We start from the raw sequence: 21,247 nt of genomic DNA on the forward strand, positions 1-21,247 counted from the left end.
CTCGCGCCTATGATCGTTAAGATCACGACCGAAGCCTTTAACTTATGTTGCCCTCCGTCGACGGATATCAATATGATTACATTTGCCGATATCATTGCCCCCATCAGCGAAGAGGAATTTTTCGCGTCTTATTACGACAAGAAGCCTCTCTACATTCCGGGGCAGTTGGAAAAATTCGGCCATATCATGAACTGGGATGCATTGAACCGTATCCTGAATATGTCCGCCTATTGGTCGACGGCCACCCTGCAACTGGTCAAGGACCGGGAGCGCATTCCGGCGGCGGCATACTGTGAAACGGCTTTGGGCTCCACCGGCCAGTCAACCATGCGTCCCAATGCAAAGAAGGTCACCGATCATTTGCACGCCGGGGCCTCGCTGGTGCTGAATGACATCGATACCCTGACCCCGGAAGTGGCCGCCGTTGCCGACGCATTGGAAAAAACCCTGAACGGCAAGGCGCAGAGCAACCTTTATTGTTCCTGGAAACAGCGGCAGGCTTTCTTTAGTCATTTCGACACCCACGATGTCTATGCCCTGCATTTCGAAGGGGAGAAGACCTGGCGCATCTATGAAAACCGGATGCCGCATCCGATCCGCCATAGCCGCTTTACCTCAACCGGCCCGGACTTTGACCGTGAAAACCGGGGAGAGGTGATGATGGAAATTACCATGAAACCCGGTGATTTTCTCTATCTGCCCCGTGGCTGGTATCACGATGCGCTGGCAAGCAGCAGCGGCACGGTGCATATCGCCTTTGGTGTTACCCAGGTCATCGGCCTGGATTTTGTGCAGGCCATGACCGATGTCGTCGTGAATGACGAATTGTTCCGGAAGAACTTCCCCCGGCTGGAAGATGGCCGCAATGCCGTCAAGAAACGGATCGCCGCACTTGCGGAGAAATTTGCAAAGATGGCCAAGGACGATCAGATCATCGACGCCATGACCCAGTTTATCACCGACTATCATTATGATCGGGGCGGTTTTGCCCTTCCCATCGAAAGCCGGGAAATTCATTTCAAGACGACGGATTCCAGTTTTAACGTCCAGAAGAACGGGCCGCAGAAGATTTTGGTCGGACGCAAAGGCGCCGTTCCCATCCCGCCGGCCATTCAGGACCCGGTGCTGTGGATCGTTGAGAAAGGCAATTTCGCCCGAAGCGACTTCACAATGGCCTTTTCGTCGCTGGGCATCGACGCATTGGACAATATTCTGGCCGATATGAAGAACATGGGAATCATTGCCGAAGTGTGACCCATTTCGCCTTTCCCGCAGTTTCAGCGCGCAACGGGAAAGTCGCCTTCAATACAGGAGAAGCGGGATAGCCTCTATCCCGCTTCTCCTGTATCAGCGCTGATATCCATCGCTTCCGCTGCCGGACGGCCAGGGCAACCGCCGGTGTTGCAATCTTGTCACAACCCCTGAACAACCGTCAGACGGGATGGTTTTTCCCATTGCACGTGGAGGCCGGTCTCTGTTTTATTCTCGCCATGCTCTTTGATCGAAGTGGTTCAAGCCAACTAAGACAGGGGCAATTGGGAAAGGGAGGCCATACCGGACCTTCCGGACATGGTCTCAATTTGGAGGTAGATTATGAAAAAGATTCTGTTGGGCACCTCTGCCCTCGCACTGGCAGCTCTCGCTGCTGCTCCGGCAGTTGCAGACTCCAACGTGGACGGCGCTAAATTCAAAGTAAGCGGTTCCATGGACTACTACTGGCGTACGTCTGACAACGACGGTGCAAACGTTGGTGGTAAAGGCAACGAAATCAAGCTGCACACGCCGGCTTCCGAAATCCACTTCGATTTCAACGATGTGGCTGACAACGGCCTGGAATATGGCGCACGCGTTGAATGGCGTTACAGCAGCGGCGTTGACGAAGCTTGGATGGAATTCGGCGGCAACTGGGGTACCGTATACTTCGGTGACCAGGACGGCGCTGTTGACGGTCGTCAGATCGCTGGTGCTTCCGTTCTCGCCAAAGGCCTGCACGACACCGGCCGTTGGATGTCCGGCCTGAACCTGAGCAGCAACGACAACGACTACGACAACGTTGACTCCGTTGGTCTCGTTGGTGAATCCGGCGACGCTTCCAAAATCTACTATGAAACCCCGTCCTTCAGCGGCTTCAGCGTAGCTGCGTCCTACACCCCGGACACCTCCTCCTCCTTCGGCGCTGGTTCCAGCGACGACAGCGGTTTCCAGAACGTTGTTGAAGCAAGCGCTCGTTACGACGCTGAATTCAACGGCGTTGGCCTGGGCCTGATGGTTGGCGCGCTGCACGGCGATGCACAGTCCTTCGACGGCAACAGCGCTACTGCTGGTGCTGACCTGGAAAGCGACGTTGCATGGTTGGCTGGTGCCAAAGTTGACTTCGCTGGTTTCGAAGTTGCTGCTGGCTACGGTGACCGTGGCGACAACGGTTGCCTGAAAAACACCAACTGCGACATGGGTAAATTCTACGACCTGGGTGTTGCTTACAACTTCGACGCTCTGAAAGTCGGCGCCGCTTACTTCCACTCCGAACTGAACCAGGACGGTCTGGGTAGCGACGACGAGCTGGACACCTTCGGTGTTGAAGCCAACTACACCGTTGCAGAAGGCCTGAGCACCTACGCTGGTGTTATGTGGGCTAACAGCGACGATGGCGATACCGCTAACGACGACAACGACTCCACCGTGTTCGTCATCGGTACGGCTATGAGCTTCTAATCCAAATTTTGGATTTAGTTGCCTGGAAAGAGGGAAGCGCTTGCTTCCCTCTTTTTTTTTTCTAAGATGCAGCATTACGCGTATGTCACTAGGGATCGTCATGAGAAAGCTGCTTCTCCTCATAATCATATCTGTAATTGTTGCCTCATGCGGTAGCGGCAAGGAAGCCCCTCCCTTGGAGGACCGCAATGATCGGCTTGTCAGAGAACAAGGTTCTTTCCTTGGCGGGGACGGTTTATCCCTTGATCTTGGCGGCAAGAAAGGCGGCTCAGATGCAGGCGGCGTTGCCGTAAACAGCTTCCTCTGGCGGGCGTCTCTGGACACCCTGTCCTTTGTCCCCCTGTCTCAGGTTGATCCTTTCGGTGGCGTGATCATCAGCGACTGGTACAGTCCGCCGGAAACCCCGGAAGAGCGCTTTAAACTGACCGTCTATGTATTGACCCGCCAGCTTCGGTCCGACGGGATTCGTGTTGCAGTGTTCAAGCAGGCACGGCAGTTCAGCGGCGAATGGCGCAATGTAAAGATTGACGACAAGACCGCCACCCAGTTGGAGAACGCAATTCTGACCCGCGCACGCCAGATGCGGATCAGCTATGAAAAGGCACCGGATTAAATCCGCTGCTTTCCGTGTTTTCCAGCAACTGTAGAAATGTTAGAAGCGGTGCAGTTTAGCACCAGTTTTACCAGGGTATATTCGAGAGATGAGTCACTATAATTTCGCCGACGTGGAAGCGAAATGGCAGGATATTTGGGCCGAAGATAAAAGCTTTGAGGTCGAAGTCGACCGGAACAAGCCCAAATATTATGTCCTGGAAATGTTCCCCTATCCGTCGGGGCGCATTCACATGGGCCATGTCCGCAACTATACCCTGGGCGATGTGATCGCGCGTTACAAGAATGCCAAGGGCTTCAATGTCCTGCATCCCATGGGCTGGGATGCCTTCGGCCTGCCGGCGGAAAATGCGGCAATCGACAATAATGTTCATCCCGCCAAATGGACCCGCGAAAACGTGAAGGCCATGCGCAGCCAGCTCAGCAAGCTGGGCCTTTCACTGGACTGGTCGCGCGAAATTGCGACCTGCGAGCCGAATTACTACAAACACGAACAGAAGATGTTCCTGGATTTCCTCAAGGCGGACCTCGCTTATCGTAAGGAATCCTGGGTCAACTGGGATCCTGTTGAGAATACCGTACTTGCCAACGAGCAGGTGATTGACGGCAAGGGCTGGCGCTCCGGTGCGCCGGTGGAAAAGCGCCGCCTGTCCCAATGGTTCCTGAAAATCACGGACTATGCTGACGAACTGCTGCAGGGCATTGAAACCCTGGAACGCTGGCCGGACAAGGTCCGGATCATGCAGCGCAACTGGATCAACCGGTCCGAAGGCGCACGCGTATTTTTTGAAATCGTCGGCCGTGATGACAGACTGGAAGTCTTCACTACCCGCCCGGACACTCTCTTCGGGGCGTCTTTCTGTGCTGTTTCCGCCAACCATCCCCTGGCGGAGGAATTGTCCAAGGATAATGCGGACCTCCAGGACTTCATTGCGGAATGCAACCGCCTGGGGACCAGTGAGGAAGCCATCGAGAAGGCCGAAAAACTGGGTTATGATACGGGCCTGAAGGTCAAGCACCCCTTCATCGAAGGCCATGAACTGCCGGTCTATGTGGCTAACTTCGTGCTGATGGAATATGGCACAGGCGCGGTTTTCGCCTGCCCGGGCCACGACCAGCGCGACTTGGACTTTGCCCGCAAATATGACTTGCCCGTCATTCCGGTGGTCCTGCCCAAAGACGCCGATGCAGACAGCTTTGTCATTGAGGACGAGGCCTATACCGGCGAAGGCTCTATCTTCAATTCGGACTTCCTGAACGGTCTGGGCGTTGATGAGGCAAAGTCCGCCGCCATCGCCAAGCTCAAGGAGCTTGGGGCGGGTGAGGGAACTATCACCTACCGCCTGCGCGACTGGGGCGTCTCGCGTCAACGCTATTGGGGCTGCCCGATCCCGATCATTCACTGCGAAAACTGCGGCGACGTTCCGGTTCCGGATGATCAATTGCCGGTCGAACTGCCGGAAGACGTCAGTTTTGATAAACCTGGCAATCCACTGGATCACCATCCAACCTGGAAGCATGTGGACTGCCCGAAATGCGGCAAAGCGGCCCAGCGCGAGACGGATACTTTCGACACATTCTTCGAATCCTCCTGGTATTTCGCCCGTTTCTGCGATGCCAATAATGCGGACGCTGCTTTCGACCGGGACAAGGCGGACTATTGGCTGCCGGTAGACCAGTATATCGGCGGGATCGAACATGCGGTTCTGCATCTGCTGTATTCGCGCTTTTTCACACGCGCCTTGAAAAAATGCGGTTATCTGAGCGCTGAAGAACCATTCGCCGGTCTCTTCACCCAGGGTATGATCTGTCACGAGACCTATCAGGATGAGAACGGCAAATGGCTGTTCCCCGCTGATGTAGTGAAAGATGGTGACAAGGCCACTCACACCGACACTGGCGCGCCGGTTATGGTCGGTCGGTCCATCAAGATGTCCAAATCCAAGAAAAACGTGGTTGATCCGGAAGACATCGTACAAACCTATGGTGCCGATACGGCCCGTCTTTTCATGCTGTCTGACAGCCCGCCGGATCGTGACCTGGAATGGACCGAAGCCGGTGTGGAAGGGGCATGGCGCTATGTTAACCGCCTGTGGCGTATGATTACCGAGCCCAACGGGCCGGTGGCACCCGCCGGTGCGGAAAAACCCGAGTTGAGCAAAGACGAAGACGCCATTCTTCGCCTGGTCCATAAGACCATCGACGGCATTTCCCAGGATCTGGAGAAATTCCATTTCAACCGGGCCGTTGCGCGTATTCGCGAATTCACAAACGCCTTGGGTGATGTGAAGGGCGACAGTGACGGCAGCGCCTGGATTCGTCGTATCGGTTTCGAAACGCTGGTGCAGATTCTGGCGCCCATGGTCCCTCATCTGGCCGAGGAACTCTGGCATCAGCTCGACCATGAAACCAAGCTGACCGACCAGCCATGGCCGGAAGCGGATAAATCTCTGATCGTGGACGACATGGTCACGATTGGCGTTCAGGTAAACGGCAAGCTTCGCGCAACCATTGAACTTCCACGCGATATAGACAAGCAGGAAGCGGAGAAGGTGGCACTGGCCGAAGAAAACGTTATCCGTGCCCTGGATGGTAAAGAACCGCGCAAAGTCATCGTTGTGCCGAACAGGATCGTCAATGTGGTGGCGTAAACTCCTTGCCTCATTCGTTATTGCTGCAGGTCTCACGGCCTGCGGCTTTGAGCCCCTTTATGGGACTTCCGGGGACGGTGGTGTTGGACAGTCGACGGAAGTCCTGCTCAGCCAGGTGAAGATCGAAACCATCGAGAATCGGGACGGGCAGATTCTGCACAACTATCTTCTTGATCGCCTTAATCCGCGCGGTCGACCGGAAAAACCGCGTTATTTTCTGTCAACAGCACTTAAAACCTCTACCAGGAGCTACGGCATTCGCCGTGACGATACTACGACACGCGCAGGCCTGACCGTTGTTGCGAAATTCAGATTGAAGAACGCAGAGGGCAAATCAATCACCTTCTCCGCACGTCGTCTATCCGGCTACAGCAAAACGGATTCGGAATATTCAACCCTTGTGGCGGAAAAGGATGCCCTGGACCGCTCGCTTCGGGAAATTGCCAACGATGTCCGGCTCAGGGTTGGTACGTATCTGAAATCCGGCATTCTGAACTGATCGGGCGGCGGCTATGAAGATCGCGCCCAGGCAAATAGCCTCTTTCCTGAAAAATCCTGATCCTGCTGTCCAGTGCATCCTGTTATACGGGCCTGATAACGGGCTTGTTAAGGAACGCGCAGATCAATTGACACAGCAGGTCGTTGCCGATCCTAAGGACCCTTTTCTGGTCGCAGATCTGGGCAATGACGTGGTCAAAGGTGATCCTGCGCGGCTGGGCGACGAGGCCGCGGCCATGGCGCTGACCGGGGGACGGCGGGTCGTCAGGATCTATGATGCCGATGACGGCATAGCTGCTACCTTCAAGGATTTCCTGAAAGAGCCGGTCGGGGATGCCCTGATCGTCGTGTCCGCAGGTGACCTTGCCGCGAAATCCAAGCTGCGGCAGGCGTTTGAAAGCGCCAAAACAGCCGGCGCTGCCATTCCCTGTTATGCCGATGACAATATGTCATTGGATGGGCTGATCCGGTCCGTCTTCAAGGAACGCAATATCCGCATCGACGAAGATGCCGTCCAGTTCCTGAATGCCCATCTGGGGGCGGACAGGGGACTGAGTCGGGGTGAGTTGGAGAAGTTGGCGCTCTACGCCGGGGAGGGTGGTAAAATAGCCCTGGAAGACGCTGTAGAGAGCGTCGGGGATAGTTCCGCCTATTCGATCGACACCGTTGTCTACGCCGCTGCAGAGGGTGATTCTGAGGTCCTGGACCGCACCCTGGGTAAGCTTTGGGAGGACGGGACCAATGCCGTTGCCCTGCTGCGAAGCATGACCAACCATGTCATCCGCCTGCAGCAGGTCATGGCCCAGCGCGAGGCGGGTAAACCGCTGGAAGCAGCTATAAAGGGATTGCGGCCGCCGATCTTCTGGAAACTCGAGAGCCGCTTCAAGAACCAGCTATCCCTTTGGAACAAGCCGCTGTCGGCAATGGCGTTAAAGTTATTGTTGCAGGCGGAAGTGGACTGCAAGCGAACCGGCATTCCCGACCGGATTACCTGTGCACGCTGCCTACAGCAAATCGCCGCCGTTGCACGGCGGCAACGACGGCGATAGCCAAGACCGGAAAGGGCGGTCTCTCCTTGGAGGGTCTCTTTACATCTCTACGACGTTACCGGTCGCGCCCATCTCTTCATTCAGGCGCTCTATGATATCGTCCAACTGATCCAGATTTTCATACTGGATCGTCAATTTGCCTTTTTCGCCCTTGGATGCAATCTGAACTTTCATGCCCAGGTTATTGGAAAGGCTTTGTTCCAGCGCTTCGACATTGGGATCGCGGTTAAGCTTTTTGCCAATCTTTTTGAGGGCCTTCTTATCGCCCTTCTTGCCTTCCTGGGCCAATTGTTCCGTTTGCCGAACGTTTAATCCCCTGGCGATGACCTCATGCGCCAGTTCTTCTGCATTGGGCACACCGATCAGGGCACGGCCATGCCCGGCGGACAACAGGCCATCATCCAGCATGCTCTTGATTTCATCGGACAGGCCAAGCAGGCGCATGGAGTTGGCGATATGACTGCGGCTCTTGCCCAGAACCTTGGCCAGCGCCTCCTGGGTATGCTGGAATTCATCAATCAACCGCTGATAGCCTTCCGCCTCCTCAAGCGGGGTGAGGTCTTCACGGTGAATATTTTCAATCAGCGCCAGTTCGAGCGTATCGGAATCCGACAAATCCTTGACGATAACCGGCACTTCATGAAGCTGCGCCCGCTGTGCCGCACGCCAGCGGCGTTCGCCGGCAACGATTTCATAGGCATTCGGCTCGCTCGGGTGCTGACGCACCAGAATCGGCTGCAGGATACCCTTTTCCTGGATCGAATTGACCAGTCCGTCGATCGCACTGTCGTCAAAGCGTTTACGCGGCTGATCCGGATTGGGTTTCAGAAATTCAATCGGAATGGTCTTCGACTGCCTGAGGGCCTCTGCCGAAAGGGCTTCATCAACAGTATCTTCACCGGTCGGCGTAGCCGCGGCGGCGGCGATATCATCCCCGAGGAGGGCGGATAGCCCACGTCCCAAACTTGCTCTCCGTTTACCTTCGTCTGCTGCCATCATGCCGAGAGCCTCCGCTCACGCTTCAGAATTTCGCTGGCCAGATGGATATAGGCCTGCGATCCGCGGCAATTGACGTCGTAAAGCAGAACCGGTTTGCCATGGCTCGGCGCTTCGGAAACACGCACATTGCGCGGAATAACCGTTTCATAAACCTTGTCACCGAAATAGTCGCGCACGTCGGCAGCCACCATATCAGACAAGTTGTTGCGTTTATCATACATGGTCAACACAACACCTTGTATTTCCAGGCGTGGATTGAAGGCCCGCTTGACCCGCTCGATCGTGCGGATCAGATGGCTCAGCCCTTCCAACGCATAGAATTCACACTGCAGCGGAACCAGAACTGCGTCGGACGCGCAGAAGGCGTTCAATGTCAGCAGGCCGAGAGCAGGGGGGCAATCAATCAGAATATAATCAAAGTCATGAAGGATGGTCTTAATCGTATCCTTCAAGCGATATTCCCGGCGGTCGGCATCGATCAGCTCAATTTCCGCGCCGGAGAGGTCGACGGAACTGGGGATGAGCGACAGATTGGGAATAGACGTTTTTACAACGGCTTCGCTCGCATTGTTACGACCAATTAGCAAGTCATAGGATGTGATCTTGCGATTGGGCGCTTCAAGGCCAAGCCCCGTGCTGGCGTTGCCCTGCGCATCAATGTCGATGATCAGGACCCGCTTGTCACAGGCCGCCATGGCGGTTGCAAGGTTTACCGCCGTTGTCGTCTTGCCGACACCACCTTTTTGGTTGGCAATGGCCAGAACCCGGGCGCTGCCGTCCTTATTCGGTGTTACTATCTTGTCTGGTAGTTTCGCGAACATCGGAAATCCCTTCAATTAAGAGAATCGCGCCATCCGGATCGGTCTGGCTGGGTACACGACGTTCTTTTATATGCCACAAATAATTTGCTTCCGTCAATTCCTCATCAGTTCGTTTTCCCTTTGGAAAAATACAAACTGACTCTGTTTTTAGAAATGGAATCGCATAAGCCACTAAGTCATTGAGAGAGGCCAAAGCTCTGGAGGTGACCACATCCGCCTTCAGGTTTTCTACAGCCTCAATCCGTTTATTGTGCACTGTCACAGGAGCCTGTGTCTGGCGGATGACCTCCCGCATGAAGGCACATTTTCGACCATCTGATTCGATCACATGCACGTCCGGCACGCCCATAATGGCCAAAACCACACCCGGAAATCCGGCGCCGCTGCCCAGGTCCACCAGGGTGTGGCAGTTTTCCGGGAGCAGGGGATAGATTTGCGCGGAATCCAGGAAATGCCGCTCCCAGGAGTCCGGCAGGGTCTTGGGCCCGACGAGATTGATCTTGCGCTGCCATTTCTTCAGCAACGCATCATAGGTTTCCAGGCGTTCCAGTGTTTCACGTGAAACGCCTGTTAATTTCTGAAAATCTGATGGCGTCATAAGAACCTGAGAAATAAGGGTTTAGGCAGCTTCGTCCCGGCGACGCTTCACATGGCGGAGCAGGGCAACCAATGCCGCGGGCGTAACACCGGGAATACGAGCCGCCGCACCAAGGGTCGCAGGACGGTTATCGGACAGCTTCTGCCGGATCTCATTGGAAAGGCTTCCCACGGTGGCATAATCCAGATCCGTCGGCAGCACCAAATTTTCATCACGCTTGAAGGCCCTGATATCAGCCTCCTGGCGATCGAGATATCCAGCATAGCGCGCATCGATTTCAAGCTGCTCGACAATATCGGCCCGCAAGTCATTCAGCTCCGGCCAGAATTCCGCCAGCCGCGTCATATCAACATCAGGCAGGGACAGAAGATTATGAACAGAACGCACATGGCCGTCCTTGTTCACAGACAGCCCCCGTTTCTCCAATTCATTGGGGCTTGCCTTCAACGCGCGGGCGAGGGCACGGCCAGCGTCAAGGGCCGCGGATTTATCCGCCCAATGTTTCTGGCGCGCACTGCCAATGCAACCAACCTTCAAGCCGATATCCGTCAGACGCTGATCGGCATTATCGGCCCGCAGGCGTAAACGATATTCCGCCCGCGAAGTGAACATGCGATAGGGCTCGTTCGTGCCCCGGGTGATCAGGTCATCAATAAGAACACCGATATAGGCATCCGACCGGTCGAGAACAAAATGCTCCCCATGGTCAACAGCGAGAGCAGCATTAATCCCGGCCATCAACCCCTGGGCGGCCGCTTCCTCATACCCGGTGGTGCCATTGATCTGACCGGCGAAATAGAGACCCGTTACTTTGTGGGTTTCCAGGGTTGCCTTCAGTTCGCGCGGGTCAACATAGTCATATTCGATGGCATAGCCCGGCTGCAGCATGGTAACATTTTCCAGACCGGGGATGGTCTTCAGAAAATCGAGCTGCGCATCCTCGGGCAGGGAGGTGGAGATACCATTGGGGTAGACCGTGTGATCGTCCAGGCCTTCCGGCTCCAGGAAAATCTGGTGACGTTCTTTATCGGCAAAGCGAACAATCTTGTCTTCAATCGACGGGCAGTAGCGCGGCCCGGTCCCTTCGATCTGTCCGGAATACATGGCCGAGCGACCCAGATTATTCCGGATCACTTCATGGCCTGCCATATTGGTGAAAGTAATATGGCAACTGATCTGCGGCACCGTGATCCGGTCGGTCAGATCGGAGAAGGGACGGGGGGTCGCATCCCCCATCTGCTCATCCAGACTGCTATAGTCGATCGTGCGACTGTCCAGTCGAGGCGGTGTCCCCGTCTTCAATCGACCCAGCGAAAATCCGAAACGGTCGAGGGTCGCGGACAGACCATAAGAGGCATCGTCACCGACACGCCCTGCCGGAATTTTCTTGTCCCCAAGATGGATCAATCCGCGCAGGAAGGTGCCGGTCGTCAGCACGACTTTCGGCGCCAGCAGCTCCTCGCCGTCGCCCGTCACCACGCCACGAATGGCATTGGCGTCATCCAGCAACAGGTCTTCAACCGCCGCGGCCTTGATATCGAGATTCTCCTGTTCGGCCAGAACCGACTGCATGGCTTCGCGATAAAGTTTCCGGTCGGCCTGTGCACGCGGCCCCTGCACGGCAGGTCCCTTGCTGCGGTTCAGCATACGGAACTGGATTCCGGCACGGTCAATGACCCGGCCCATGATGCCGTCCAGGGCGTCAATTTCACGCACAAGATGCCCTTTGCCCAGACCACCAATGGCCGGATTGCACGACATCTCACCAATCGTTTCCAGTTTATGTGTGACCAAAAGCGTCGACGCGCCCGTCCGGGCGGCGGCGGCAGCGGCTTCGCAGCCGGCGTGTCCGGCGCCAACTACGATCACATCCCATTTTGTCTTCATGGCGCGGAATGTACTGTCAAACGGGTCCGAATTCAAGACTATCCACAGGGCCAGGACCGCGGGAATACTACTCTTCCGGCGAACGTCGCCCGAATGCAACAGAGCGGTGTTTCACGTGAAACATCACGATATCGATCCGATCCTTTAGCAGTCTAACTTTCTGTGTTTCACGTGAAACACTCACTTGCCGATACAGAAGTCCTTGAAGATCACGTCCAGCAAATCTTCCACATCCACACGGCCCGTGATCCGGCCCAGCGCCCGAACTGAAAGCCGCAAATCTTCGGCGGCAAGTACCACCTCATAAGCGTCAAAGGAGCGCTCGATATGTCCGAGGCACTCCTGCAGGGCCTCACGGTGACGCTGCCGGGTAATGGCCGGTGCTTCCTTCAACCCGAAGCGGCTTTCGACCATCTCGCCCACGGAGGAGAGCAGGGCACCGATCCCGTCGCCGGATTTCACCGAAACGGCAAAGCGACCATCGCCCAGGAATCTATCATCAACCTTGTTGGTCTGGTCGGCCTTGTTCAGGATCACAAGGTCGGCCTTTTTCCCAAACTCATCCAATGTGGCACTTGCCTCTTCCGGTTTGGAAACATCCACCACCAGGATAATCAGGTCCGCTTCCTCTGCCCGGGCAAGCGCGCGGCGCACGCCTTCCTGTTCGATTACGTCATCAGTCTCGCGCAGGCCGGCGGTATCAGAGACGATCACCGGATAACCACGCAGGTCCAGATGAACCTCCACCACATCCCGGGTGGTTCCCGCGATGTCGGAAACGATGGCTGCCTCACGCTGTGCCAACAGATTCAACAAGCTGCTTTTGCCTGCATTGGGCGGACCGATAATGGCAATATGCACACCTTCACGCAGCCGTTCGCCGCGTCTGTTGTCGTCCAGATGGCTGCGGATTTCGACACAGATCTCGTCTAATTGCGGCCGGGTTTTCTGGCCCAGATCCTCCGGCAAATCCTCATCGGCAAAATCTATTTCGGCTTCGTAATATGCTAATATTCGTGTCAGGCGATCCGCCCAACCCATATATATAGTACCCAGAGCCCCCCTGGACTGTTGAAGGGCCTGAAGCCGCTGTGCTTCCGTTTCGGCATCGATCAGGTCGATCAGCCCCTCTGCCTCGGTCAAATCCATCTTGCCGTTTTGGAATGCACGCCGGGTGAATTCACCGGGTTCCGCCATGCGGGCCTTGCCCAGTTTACGGATCGCATCAAAGACCGCATTGCGCACCGCCGTGCCGCCATGGATATGCAATTCAACCAGGTCTTCGCCGGTATAACTGGCCGGGGTGGCGAACCACAGGATCAACCCGTCATCCAGCAGGGCCTGCGTTTCCGGGTCCCTGATCCAGGCGCGTTTGGCAAGCCGGGCAGGGGGCACCGGTTGGCCTGACAGCGCCTCGGTAACGGCCTTGGTTTCCGGCCCTGAAATACGGATGATTGCCACCCCCGCGCGGCCTTTGCCGCTGGCGAGTGCATAAATGGTCTCAGTCACGGTGAGCGTTTCTTTCTACTTCTTGTCCTTGTCGGCGGTTCCGCCGCCCATGCCCATCTGGTTCCAGAAAGCCTTCTGCATTTGTTCAAAGCCCTGCATGGCACCTGGCATCCACTGTTTCAACAGGCTTTCCGGGTCTATATTATTCATGGCTTCGCGCATCTTCTCTTCCATTTCCGCCACCATGCGGTCCTGAACAGCGCTGACATCCGGCAATCCCATGAAACGACGGGCTTCTTCCGGGGTACAATCCACTTCGATGGTTACTTTCATCACCTGTTCTCCCGTTCCTGGATGCCCTTTTCTGGGTCAAAATTAAGTTATTGTCAGATCGGCAGTTTTGACGATGCCCGTCCTTGGCACCACCTTCAACCTTACCTATAGTCATTGTATAAAATGACAAGCGGCAAGTCCGCAACGACGATGGGTAATTTGATGACAGACAGCACACCGGACGGGAACCGTCTCGGCGCGGAAACCAGTCCCTATCTTTTGCAACACAAGGATAACCCGGTCCATTGGCAGCCCTGGGATAAACAATCCCTGGCGCAGGCCCGGGCAGAAAATAAACCAATCCTGCTGTCAGTCGGTTATGCGGCCTGTCACTGGTGCCACGTCATGGCGCATGAAAGCTTTGAAAATGACGCTATCGCCGCGGTCATGAACGAGCTTTTTATCAATATCAAGGTCGACCGGGAGGAACGCCCGGATATCGATAATATCTACCAGAACGCGCTGGCCATGCTGGGCCAGCAGGGCGGCTGGCCGTTGACCATGTTCCTGACACCGGAAGGAAAACCCTTCTGGGGCGGTACTTATTTTCCCCCGGAAGGGCGATGGGGCCGACCGGGATTTGTGGATGTGCTGCATGGTATTTCCCAGACCTACGCGCAGGAATATGACAAGGTCGAAAAGAATGTCACCGCGCTGATGGACGGGCTTTCCCGTCTGTCCCAATCCCAACCGGGGGAGGGGATCAGCACCGATGACCTGAACCAGGTTGCCTATCGCCTGCTTGCCGAGGTGGACAAGGACCATGGCGGTATCGGCGGTGCGCCCAAATTCCCGCAGGTCAGTATCCTGAAACAGCTTTGGCTCGCCTGGCGGCGTTTGGGCGACAGCCAGTTCCGCTTTGCCGTTACCCATGCATTGGACAATATCTGCCAGGGCGGGATTTACGACCATCTGGCGGGCGGTTTTGCCCGCTATGCCGTAGACGAACGCTGGCTTGTGCCGCATTTCGAAAAGATGCTTTACGACAATGCACAGCTTGTCGACCTCATGACGCAGGTCTGGAAAGAAACCAAAAGCCCGCTTTACAAGGCCCGCATCAGCGAGACCATTACCTTCCTGATCAGCGATATGCAGGAAAAAGAGGGCGGATTTGCCAGCAGCTTCGATGCCGACAGCGAAGGCGAAGAAGGAAAATATTACGTCTGGTCGGAAAGCGAAGTCGACCGGCTTCTTGGTGAGGACAGCACCTTTTTCAAGCAGGTCTATGACGTCAGCGCCGAGGGTAATTGGGAAGGGAAGACAATCCTGAACCGCCTGTCGTCTCTCTCCCTCCAGAACGCGGAAGACGAAGGCCGGCTGCATCAGGCCCGCGAGACGCTTCTGGCCGAGCGGGTGAAGCGCATTCCTCCCGGTAAGGACGACAAGGTTCTGGCCGATTGGAACGGTATGACCATTCACGCCCTGGCGCAGGCCGGGATCGTCTTCGAACGCAATGACTGGGTCGCGGCTGCGCGGCGGGCCTATGACTTCGTCGTCAGTAATATGACCAGTGACGACCGCCTGTTGCATAGCTGGCGTGATGGCCGGGTACAGCATGCGGCAACCCTCGACGACTATGCCCATATGATGCGCGCCGCCCTGGCACTTTTTGAGACAGGTTTCGACCGGGCCTATGTCGAACAGGCAGAAGGTTGGGCCGAAACCGTGAACCGCCATTTTACCGATGAGGCCGCCGGCGGATATTTCTTCACCGCCGACGACAGCAGCGACCTGGTCACGCGAACCAAGTCCGCGATGGACAATGCAGTGCCATCGGGCAACGGAATCCTGATCGATGTCTTCACCCGTCTTCACATCCTGACCGGCAACGACGGCTATCGCGAAAATGCCGAAAGCATCATCAAAACCTTCGCCGGGGAACTGCAACGTAATTTCTTCCCACTCTCAACAGTCATGATCAACGCTCACAGCGCGATGAAACCTATACAGATAGCGGTCATCGAGGCTGAGCACGACGAGAGCAAAAACGGGCTTTTCGAAATTATCGTTAAGTCCCCGATTTCAAACGCAATTCTTCAAATTGTAAAAAGAGGTGAAACATTGCCGGAAAGTCATCCGGCCGCAAACAAGGAATCCGTGGACGGAAAAACCACGGTCTACATCTGCGAGGGTCCGGTCTGCGGCCTGCCCATCACGGAACGGTCCGATCTTGAAAAGGCGCTGTCCCACCTCAAGTAAAAATGATGCAAATTCTTCTTTGAACGGGGAGACCAATAAAATGACCCAGTCGGCAAAGGCCATCCGCATCCATGAACATGGCGGACCGGAAGTAATGAAATATGAGGAGGTCAGCGTTGGTGACCCCGGACCGGGCGAGGTCCGCCTGCGGCAATCCGCCGTCGGTCTCAATTTCATCGATGTTTATCACCGCACCGGGCTTTACCCGCTGGATCTGCCCTCAACCCTGGGCCTGGAAGCCGCCGGAACCATCGATGCAGTCGGCGAGGGGGTAACGGCCTTCAAGCCCGGTGACCGGGTTGCCTATGGGGCAGGGCCGATCGGGTCCTATACCGATCTGCGCAATATTCCCGCCGGGCGCGTTGTCGCCCTGCCGGACAGTATTTCCGATACGCAGGCCGCCGCCATGATGCTGCAGGGGATGACTGTGGAATATCTGATCCGCCGCACCTATGAGGTCAAACCCGGCGACACGGTTCTGTTTCATGCGGCTGCTGGCGGCGTCGGCCTGATTGCCTGCCAATGGCTGAAGCAACTGGGGGCGACGGTAATCGGTACGGTTGGATCTGAAGAAAAGGCCGAACTGGCAAAATCACAAGGCTGTGATCATATCATCCTCTACAAGCAGGAGGATATCGCCGCCCGGGTCCGCGATATCACCGACGGCAAGGGCGTGCCGGTCGTCTATGATTCCGTTGGCAAAGACACTTTCGAGGCCTCATTGGACAGCCTTGCCCCGCGCGGCTTCCTGGTCTCCTTCGGTAATGCCTCCGGGCCTGTACCGCCATTTAATCCCGGAATTCTGGCGCAAAAGGGCTCCCTTTATTTCACACGGCCAACCCTGATGACTTATGTCGCCGACGATCAGGACCTTGCAAACAGCGCCAAATCGCTTTTCGATGCGGTGTCGAAAGGATTGAACATCTCCGTCAACCAGACTTACGCCCTGTCAGAGGCTCAACAGGCCCATCGGGACCTGGAATCCCGTAAGACCACCGGATCTACGGTGCTGATCCCTGACTAAGACACAATATGTAGTATCATAAGGGTGTTTCTGACTACATTTGCAGATATCCACAGAAACTAGGCAGGATAACGCGCAGATTTTTGCCTTATTAGGCGTCAGAAAGAGCAAAACCCGACCTGCATAAAGAAAACCGCCCCGACGACTATTATCGGGGCGGTTATTTTATTGTCTTCGATCCGCGGGAAAGGCGTCAGAAACTCGGTTTCACGCCTAGTCCACCCTATTGGTTCATGGAATCGAAGAATTCGTTGTTGTTCTTGGTGCTGCGAAGCTTGTCCAGCAGGAATTCCATCGCATCGGTAACGCCCATCGGCATGAGGATACGGCGCAGGACCCACATTTTGCTGAGCGTGCCCTTGTCGACCAGCAATTCTTCCTTACGCGTGCCGGACTTGGTGATGTCGATAGCCGGGAAGGTACGCTTGTCGCTGAGTTTGCGGTCCAGGATGACCTCGGAGTTGCCGGTGCCTTTGAATTCCTCGAAGATCACTTCATCCATACGGCTGCCGGTGTCGATCAGCGCGGTCGAGATAATGGTGAGCGAACCACCTTCCTCAATGTTACGCGCGGCACCGAAGAAGCGTTTCGGGCGCTGCAGGGCGTTGGCGTCCACACCACCGGTCAGGACCTTACCGGAACTGGGGACCACGGTGTTATAGGCACGGGCGAGGCGGGTGATACTGTCCAGCAGGATCACGACGTCGCGCTTGTGTTCGACCAGACGCTTGGCCTTTTCGATCACCATTTCCGCAACCTGGACGTGGCGCTGTGCCGGTTCGTCGAAGGTGGAGCTGACCACTTCCCCCTTCACAGAGCGCTGCATGTCGGTCACTTCCTCCGGGCGTTCGTCGATCAGCAGGACGATCAGATAGGTTTCCGGATTGTTGGAGGCAATAGCATGCGCGATATTCTGCATCAGCATCGTTTTACCGGTACGCGGCGGCGCAACGATCAGGGCACGCTGGCCTTTACCGATCGGCGCGATCAGATCGATAACGCGGGTCGACAAGTTCTTGTTTTTCTTGTCGTCTTCGCCCTCGACCTGCATCTCCAACTTTTCATCCGGATAAAGCGGGGTCAGGTTGTCGAAATTGATCCGGTGACGGACTTTTTCCGGCTCGTCGAAGTTGACCGTATTCACCTTCAGCAGGGCAAAATAGCGTTCGCCGTCCTTGGGTGCGCGAATCTGGCCTTCAACCGTATCCCCGGTACGCAGGCCAAAACGGCGGATCTGGCTGGGGCTGACATAGATATCATCCGGGCCTGCCAGATAGTTGGCCTCCGGCGACCGCAGGAAACCGAATCCATCCTGCAGAACTTCAAGAACGCCTTCTCCGAAAATGGCCACATCATTGTTGGCCAGTTGTTTCAGGCAGGCAAACATCAACTCTTGTTTGCGAAGATTACTGGCATTTTCAACTTCCAGTTCTTCTGCAAAGGCGAGCAATTCGGCGGGCGTCTTTTTCTTGAGGTCTTTGAGATGCATGTGTTTCGCTTGGGTCTGTCGTAGGGAAAAATGAAAGGAAGGTATGGTCCTTGGCGTTTCCGCCTGCCGGTCTAATTGTTTGGCTAGCCGGCCGGATAGTATCCAGGTACAGGACATTCTTTAGGAATGGATGGGCACTACCTTAAATCGGTAGGTATGTTCTGAAATAGCCCAGCTAGTTTTTTATGTCAAAGCTTTGCTGCCATGGTCAGGCAGCATCATAGTGTGAATTAGCAATGACTGTTGCTAGTCTGCAACATATAACCAGTTAAAATGGCTTCACAATCACCAGGATCACGATTCCGATCATCAGAAGGGTCGGGCCCTCGTTCGCGAAACGGTAGAATTTTTCGCTGTGCACATTCCGGTCTTCCTCAAAGGCCTTGCGCCAGCGGGCCATCGCCATATGCATCACCGTCATCAGCACAACCAGCGCCAGTTTCGCATGCAGCCAGCCGCCATTGGTGAACCACCCGCCAACCACGGCCAGATAAAGGCCGAAGGCCCATGTGGCAATCATTGCCGGGTTCATGATGGCCCGCAGCAGACGGCGTTCCATCACCTTGAACAATTCCGACTGTTCCGAACCCGCTTTCGCCTGGCAGTGATAAACAAACAGGCGCGGCAGGTAGAACAACCCCGCCATCCAGGCAATCACCGAAATCACATGCAGGGCCTTCATCCATTCATACATGAAGCTGACACTCCCGTTCGTCTTTGATTTTTTGAGATTAATCCGCCGCCATGGCGCAGCGGCTCCATTCCTCACCACAAATGCGGCAGTCCATATTGGAGCTGATCCCCGCATTTTCCCGTTCCAGCGCATCGCGCACGATCCGCGCCAGCCCTTCGATAAAGGCTGGATGGTCGTCGACCGTGCCAACGCGATGATAGCCCGGCACGCCGCATTCCCTGGCCAGATCCCGGTATTCGATATCCAGTTCCACCAGCGTTTCGGAATGTTCGGACACAAAGGCGATCGGCACCACGACCAGATGTTTTTTCTCCGCACCGGCCCGGCGGATTTCCTCTTCGGTATAGGGCTTGATCCATTCAAGTGGGCCGACGCGGCTCTGATAACAGACCAACCAGTCATGCTCAGTATCCGCTATACGGGTCATAATTGCCGCTGCAGTGGCCTCAACCTGTTTTTGGTAGGGGTCACCCCCATCGATGACTTTCTGCGGCAGGCCGTGCGCGGAAAAGAGAATACGCAGATCCTGCTGTGGAATGTCACCGAGCTCCGCCAGCGTTGCTTTCAGCTTGTCGGCAACCGCATCGACAAAGCCTTCCTCACCCGGATAGCAGCAAACCGCCCTGGTTTTAGGCTTGAAACCTAAATTGGAGGCTGCCCGTTTCCAGTCTTTCAGGGAGGAACCGGTGGTCGTGGTGGAATATTGCGGGTAAAGCGGCAACAGAACCACCTGATCCGCCCCCCATTCCCGTGCCGCGCTCGCCGCCTCATGGGCGAAGGGGTGCCAATAGCGCATGGCGATGAAACATCGCACGTCGCCCAGGCTTCCCCGATCCCCTTCCAAAGCCTTTTCAAGCGCCTTGGCCTGCACTTTCGTATTTGGGAGCAGGGGGGAGCGGCCGCCCAGTTCCTCATAAATCTTGGCGGCTTCCGGGGCGCGGCGGCCGGAAATCAGCTTTGCCAGCAGCCAGCGAAAAGGCTGTGGCAGTCCGATGATGGCCGGGTCATTGAACAGGTTGAAAAGAAACGGCTTTACCGTCTCAGGCCCGTCGGGCCCGCCCAGATTGAACAGGATGATTGCCGTTTTCTGCCCCATAATCACTCTCAGATGGTGACACGAAGGTCGTTTTCCAACCTCATTTTACCCGTCAGACCCGTCTGCGGACCAGATCCATCAGACGTTCCACATGCTCTACCGGAGTTTCCTTGATGATGCCATGACCCAGATTGAAGATAAACGGACCATTCGACAGATTGTCCAGAATCCGGTTCACGCTATCATCGAGGCCTTGCCCGCCGGCCAGCAGAATCTGCGGATCGAGGTTCCCCTGGACCGGCAGATGGTTCTGCAGGTTGTCGGCCGCCCATTTCGTCGGCACCGTGGTATCCAGCCCGACGGCGGTGACCGCGGTTTCACGGACATAATCCGGGTAGCGCAGGCCCGCGCCACGCGGGAAACCGATAATCGGCGTGGACGGATGTTTCGCCCGGATCAGGGAAACAAGCTTTTTCGTCGGGGCGATCACCCAGCGATCAAAAGCATCTTCCGGCAGAACACCGGCCCAACTGTCGAAAATCTGAATGGCTTCGGCGCCATTTTCGATCTGGGTGTTCAGATATTCCGCCGTGCCTTCGACGATCAGATCAATCAAAACCTGAAAATCATCCGGTTTTTCAAAGGCAAAGCCCTTGACCGTGGCAAAATCCCGGCTGCTGCCGCCCTCAACCATATAGGTGGCGACCGTCCAGGGCGCACCGGCAAAGCCGATCAGGGCCGTGGACTTGGGCAGAGAACTGCTGAGCCCGGCGACTGTCTCATAGACCGGCTCCAGACGCTGGTAAATCCAGTTCGTCGAAAGCTTTTGAATGTCGGACAGGGAGCGGACCGGCTCCAGTTTCGGGCCTTCCCCCTGGACAAAAGTCACCTCCTGGCCCAGCGCATCGGGCAGAACCAGAATGTCGGAGAACAGGATCGCGGCATCAAAACCAAAGCGGCGGATCGGCTGCATGGTGACTTCGATCGCCAGTTTGGGCGTATAGCACAGCTCCAGAAAACCGCTGACATTGGAGCGAATGGCCCGATATTCCTCAAGGTAGCGGCCCGCCTGACGCATCAGCCATACCGGCGGATGTTTATGGGCTTTACCGTTTAGGGCAGCGAGAAACGGTTTTTCGATATCGGTCACTTTAACCCCGTAAGTCTGAAAATTAGATCCGTCCTACTATCATCTC

18 protein-coding genes are annotated in these 21,247 nt (G+C 55.8%); 8 read left to right on the top strand and 10 right to left on the bottom strand.

Annotated elements, in window-relative coordinates:
- The first annotated feature begins 72 nt into the window (after nucleotides 1–72).
- The 6 genes from IF205_RS02980 (at nucleotide 73) to holA (ending at nucleotide 7,522) form a co-directional block, all read left to right on the top strand.
- Nucleotides 73–1,254 carry a cupin domain-containing protein gene (locus IF205_RS02980; RefSeq protein ID WP_259781808.1) on the top strand — a complete coding sequence of 394 codons (1,182 nt, stop codon included), beginning with the start codon at nucleotides 73–75 and terminating at the stop codon, nucleotides 1,252–1,254.
- A gap of 339 nt (nucleotides 1,255–1,593) precedes the next feature.
- On the top strand, nucleotides 1,594–2,712 hold the full coding sequence (locus IF205_RS02985; protein ID WP_259781809.1) for a porin: 1,119 nt from the start codon (nucleotides 1,594–1,596) through the stop codon (nucleotides 2,710–2,712).
- 175 nt (nucleotides 2,713–2,887) lie between these two features.
- A complete protein-coding gene (locus IF205_RS02990) occupies nucleotides 2,888–3,325 on the top strand; it encodes a DUF3576 domain-containing protein (RefSeq protein ID WP_311195729.1) in 438 nt (145 codons plus the stop codon).
- A gap of 88 nt (nucleotides 3,326–3,413) precedes the next feature.
- On the top strand, nucleotides 3,414–5,975 hold the full coding sequence (gene leuS, locus IF205_RS02995; protein WP_259781811.1) for a leucine--tRNA ligase: 2,562 nt from the start codon (nucleotides 3,414–3,416) through the stop codon (nucleotides 5,973–5,975).
- On the top strand, nucleotides 5,962–6,474 hold the full coding sequence (lptE, locus tag IF205_RS03000; protein ID WP_259781812.1) for an LPS assembly lipoprotein LptE: 513 nt from the start codon (nucleotides 5,962–5,964) through the stop codon (nucleotides 6,472–6,474). The genes leuS and lptE overlap by 14 nt, the downstream gene beginning before the upstream one ends.
- A gap of 13 nt (nucleotides 6,475–6,487) precedes the next feature.
- Nucleotides 6,488–7,522: a DNA polymerase III subunit delta gene (holA, locus tag IF205_RS03005; RefSeq protein ID WP_259781813.1), complete on the top strand. Its 1,035-nt coding sequence runs from the start codon at nucleotides 6,488–6,490 to the stop codon at nucleotides 7,520–7,522.
- Between the two features lie 39 nt (nucleotides 7,523–7,561).
- Here the strand turns inward: holA and IF205_RS03010 are convergent, their stop codons facing one another.
- The 6 genes from IF205_RS03010 to IF205_RS03035 form a co-directional block, all read right to left on the bottom strand.
- Nucleotides 7,562–8,521 (bottom strand): ParB/RepB/Spo0J family partition protein, encoded by a 960-nt coding sequence (locus tag IF205_RS03010; RefSeq protein ID WP_259781814.1) that lies wholly within the window; start codon nucleotides 8,519–8,521, stop codon nucleotides 7,562–7,564.
- The gene (locus IF205_RS03015) at nucleotides 8,518–9,342 is read right to left on the bottom strand and encodes a ParA family protein (RefSeq protein ID WP_259781815.1); all 825 of its coding nucleotides are present in this window, start codon (nucleotides 9,340–9,342) and stop codon (nucleotides 8,518–8,520) included. Before IF205_RS03015 ends, IF205_RS03010 begins: the two co-directional genes overlap by 4 nt.
- Nucleotides 9,302–9,940 carry a 16S rRNA (guanine(527)-N(7))-methyltransferase RsmG gene (rsmG, locus tag IF205_RS03020; RefSeq protein ID WP_259781816.1) on the bottom strand — a complete coding sequence of 213 codons (639 nt, stop codon included), beginning with the start codon at nucleotides 9,938–9,940 and terminating at the stop codon, nucleotides 9,302–9,304. Before rsmG ends, IF205_RS03015 begins: the two co-directional genes overlap by 41 nt.
- 21 nt (nucleotides 9,941–9,961) lie before the next feature.
- A complete protein-coding gene (gene mnmG / locus IF205_RS03025; protein ID WP_259781817.1) occupies nucleotides 9,962–11,827 on the bottom strand; it encodes a tRNA uridine-5-carboxymethylaminomethyl(34) synthesis enzyme MnmG in 1,866 nt (621 codons plus the stop codon).
- 180 nt (nucleotides 11,828–12,007) lie between these two features.
- The gene (mnmE, locus tag IF205_RS03030) at nucleotides 12,008–13,336 is read right to left on the bottom strand and encodes a tRNA uridine-5-carboxymethylaminomethyl(34) synthesis GTPase MnmE (protein ID WP_259781818.1); all 1,329 of its coding nucleotides are present in this window, start codon (nucleotides 13,334–13,336) and stop codon (nucleotides 12,008–12,010) included.
- A 15-nt stretch (nucleotides 13,337–13,351) separates the two neighbouring features.
- Entirely contained in the window at nucleotides 13,352–13,609 is a 258-nt protein-coding gene (locus IF205_RS03035) for a DUF6489 family protein (protein WP_259781819.1), read from the bottom strand.
- 162 nt (nucleotides 13,610–13,771) lie between these two features.
- Here IF205_RS03035 and IF205_RS03040 point away from each other — a divergent pair, with 162 nt between their 5' ends.
- Nucleotides 13,772–15,808, top strand: a complete 2,037-nt coding sequence (locus IF205_RS03040; RefSeq protein WP_259781820.1) for a thioredoxin domain-containing protein — start codon at nucleotides 13,772–13,774, stop codon at nucleotides 15,806–15,808.
- Between the two features lie 40 nt (nucleotides 15,809–15,848).
- On the top strand, nucleotides 15,849–16,832 hold the full coding sequence (locus tag IF205_RS03045; RefSeq protein WP_259781821.1) for a quinone oxidoreductase family protein: 984 nt from the start codon (nucleotides 15,849–15,851) through the stop codon (nucleotides 16,830–16,832).
- 223 nt (nucleotides 16,833–17,055) lie between these two features.
- Here IF205_RS03045 and rho read toward each other — a convergent pair whose 3' ends face one another.
- The 4 genes from rho to hemE form a co-directional block, all read right to left on the bottom strand.
- Nucleotides 17,056–18,321: a transcription termination factor Rho gene (gene rho / locus IF205_RS03050; protein WP_259781822.1), complete on the bottom strand. Its 1,266-nt coding sequence runs from the start codon at nucleotides 18,319–18,321 to the stop codon at nucleotides 17,056–17,058.
- 268 nt (nucleotides 18,322–18,589) lie between these two features.
- Entirely contained in the window at nucleotides 18,590–19,015 is a 426-nt protein-coding gene (gene hemJ, locus IF205_RS03055; protein ID WP_259781823.1) for a protoporphyrinogen oxidase HemJ, read from the bottom strand.
- 37 nt (nucleotides 19,016–19,052) lie between these two features.
- Nucleotides 19,053–20,111, bottom strand: coding sequence for a ferrochelatase (gene hemH, locus IF205_RS03060; RefSeq protein ID WP_259781824.1), 1,059 nt, complete (start codon nucleotides 20,109–20,111; stop codon nucleotides 19,053–19,055).
- Nucleotides 20,112–20,163: 52 nt separating this feature from the next.
- The gene (hemE, locus tag IF205_RS03065; protein WP_259781825.1) at nucleotides 20,164–21,201 is read right to left on the bottom strand and encodes a uroporphyrinogen decarboxylase; all 1,038 of its coding nucleotides are present in this window, start codon (nucleotides 21,199–21,201) and stop codon (nucleotides 20,164–20,166) included.
- Nucleotides 21,202–21,247: the final 46 nt, after the last annotated feature.

Source organism: Aestuariispira ectoiniformans (genome assembly GCF_025136295.1).
GTDB lineage: Bacteria > Pseudomonadota > Alphaproteobacteria > UBA8366 > Aestuariispiraceae > Aestuariispira_A > Aestuariispira_A ectoiniformans.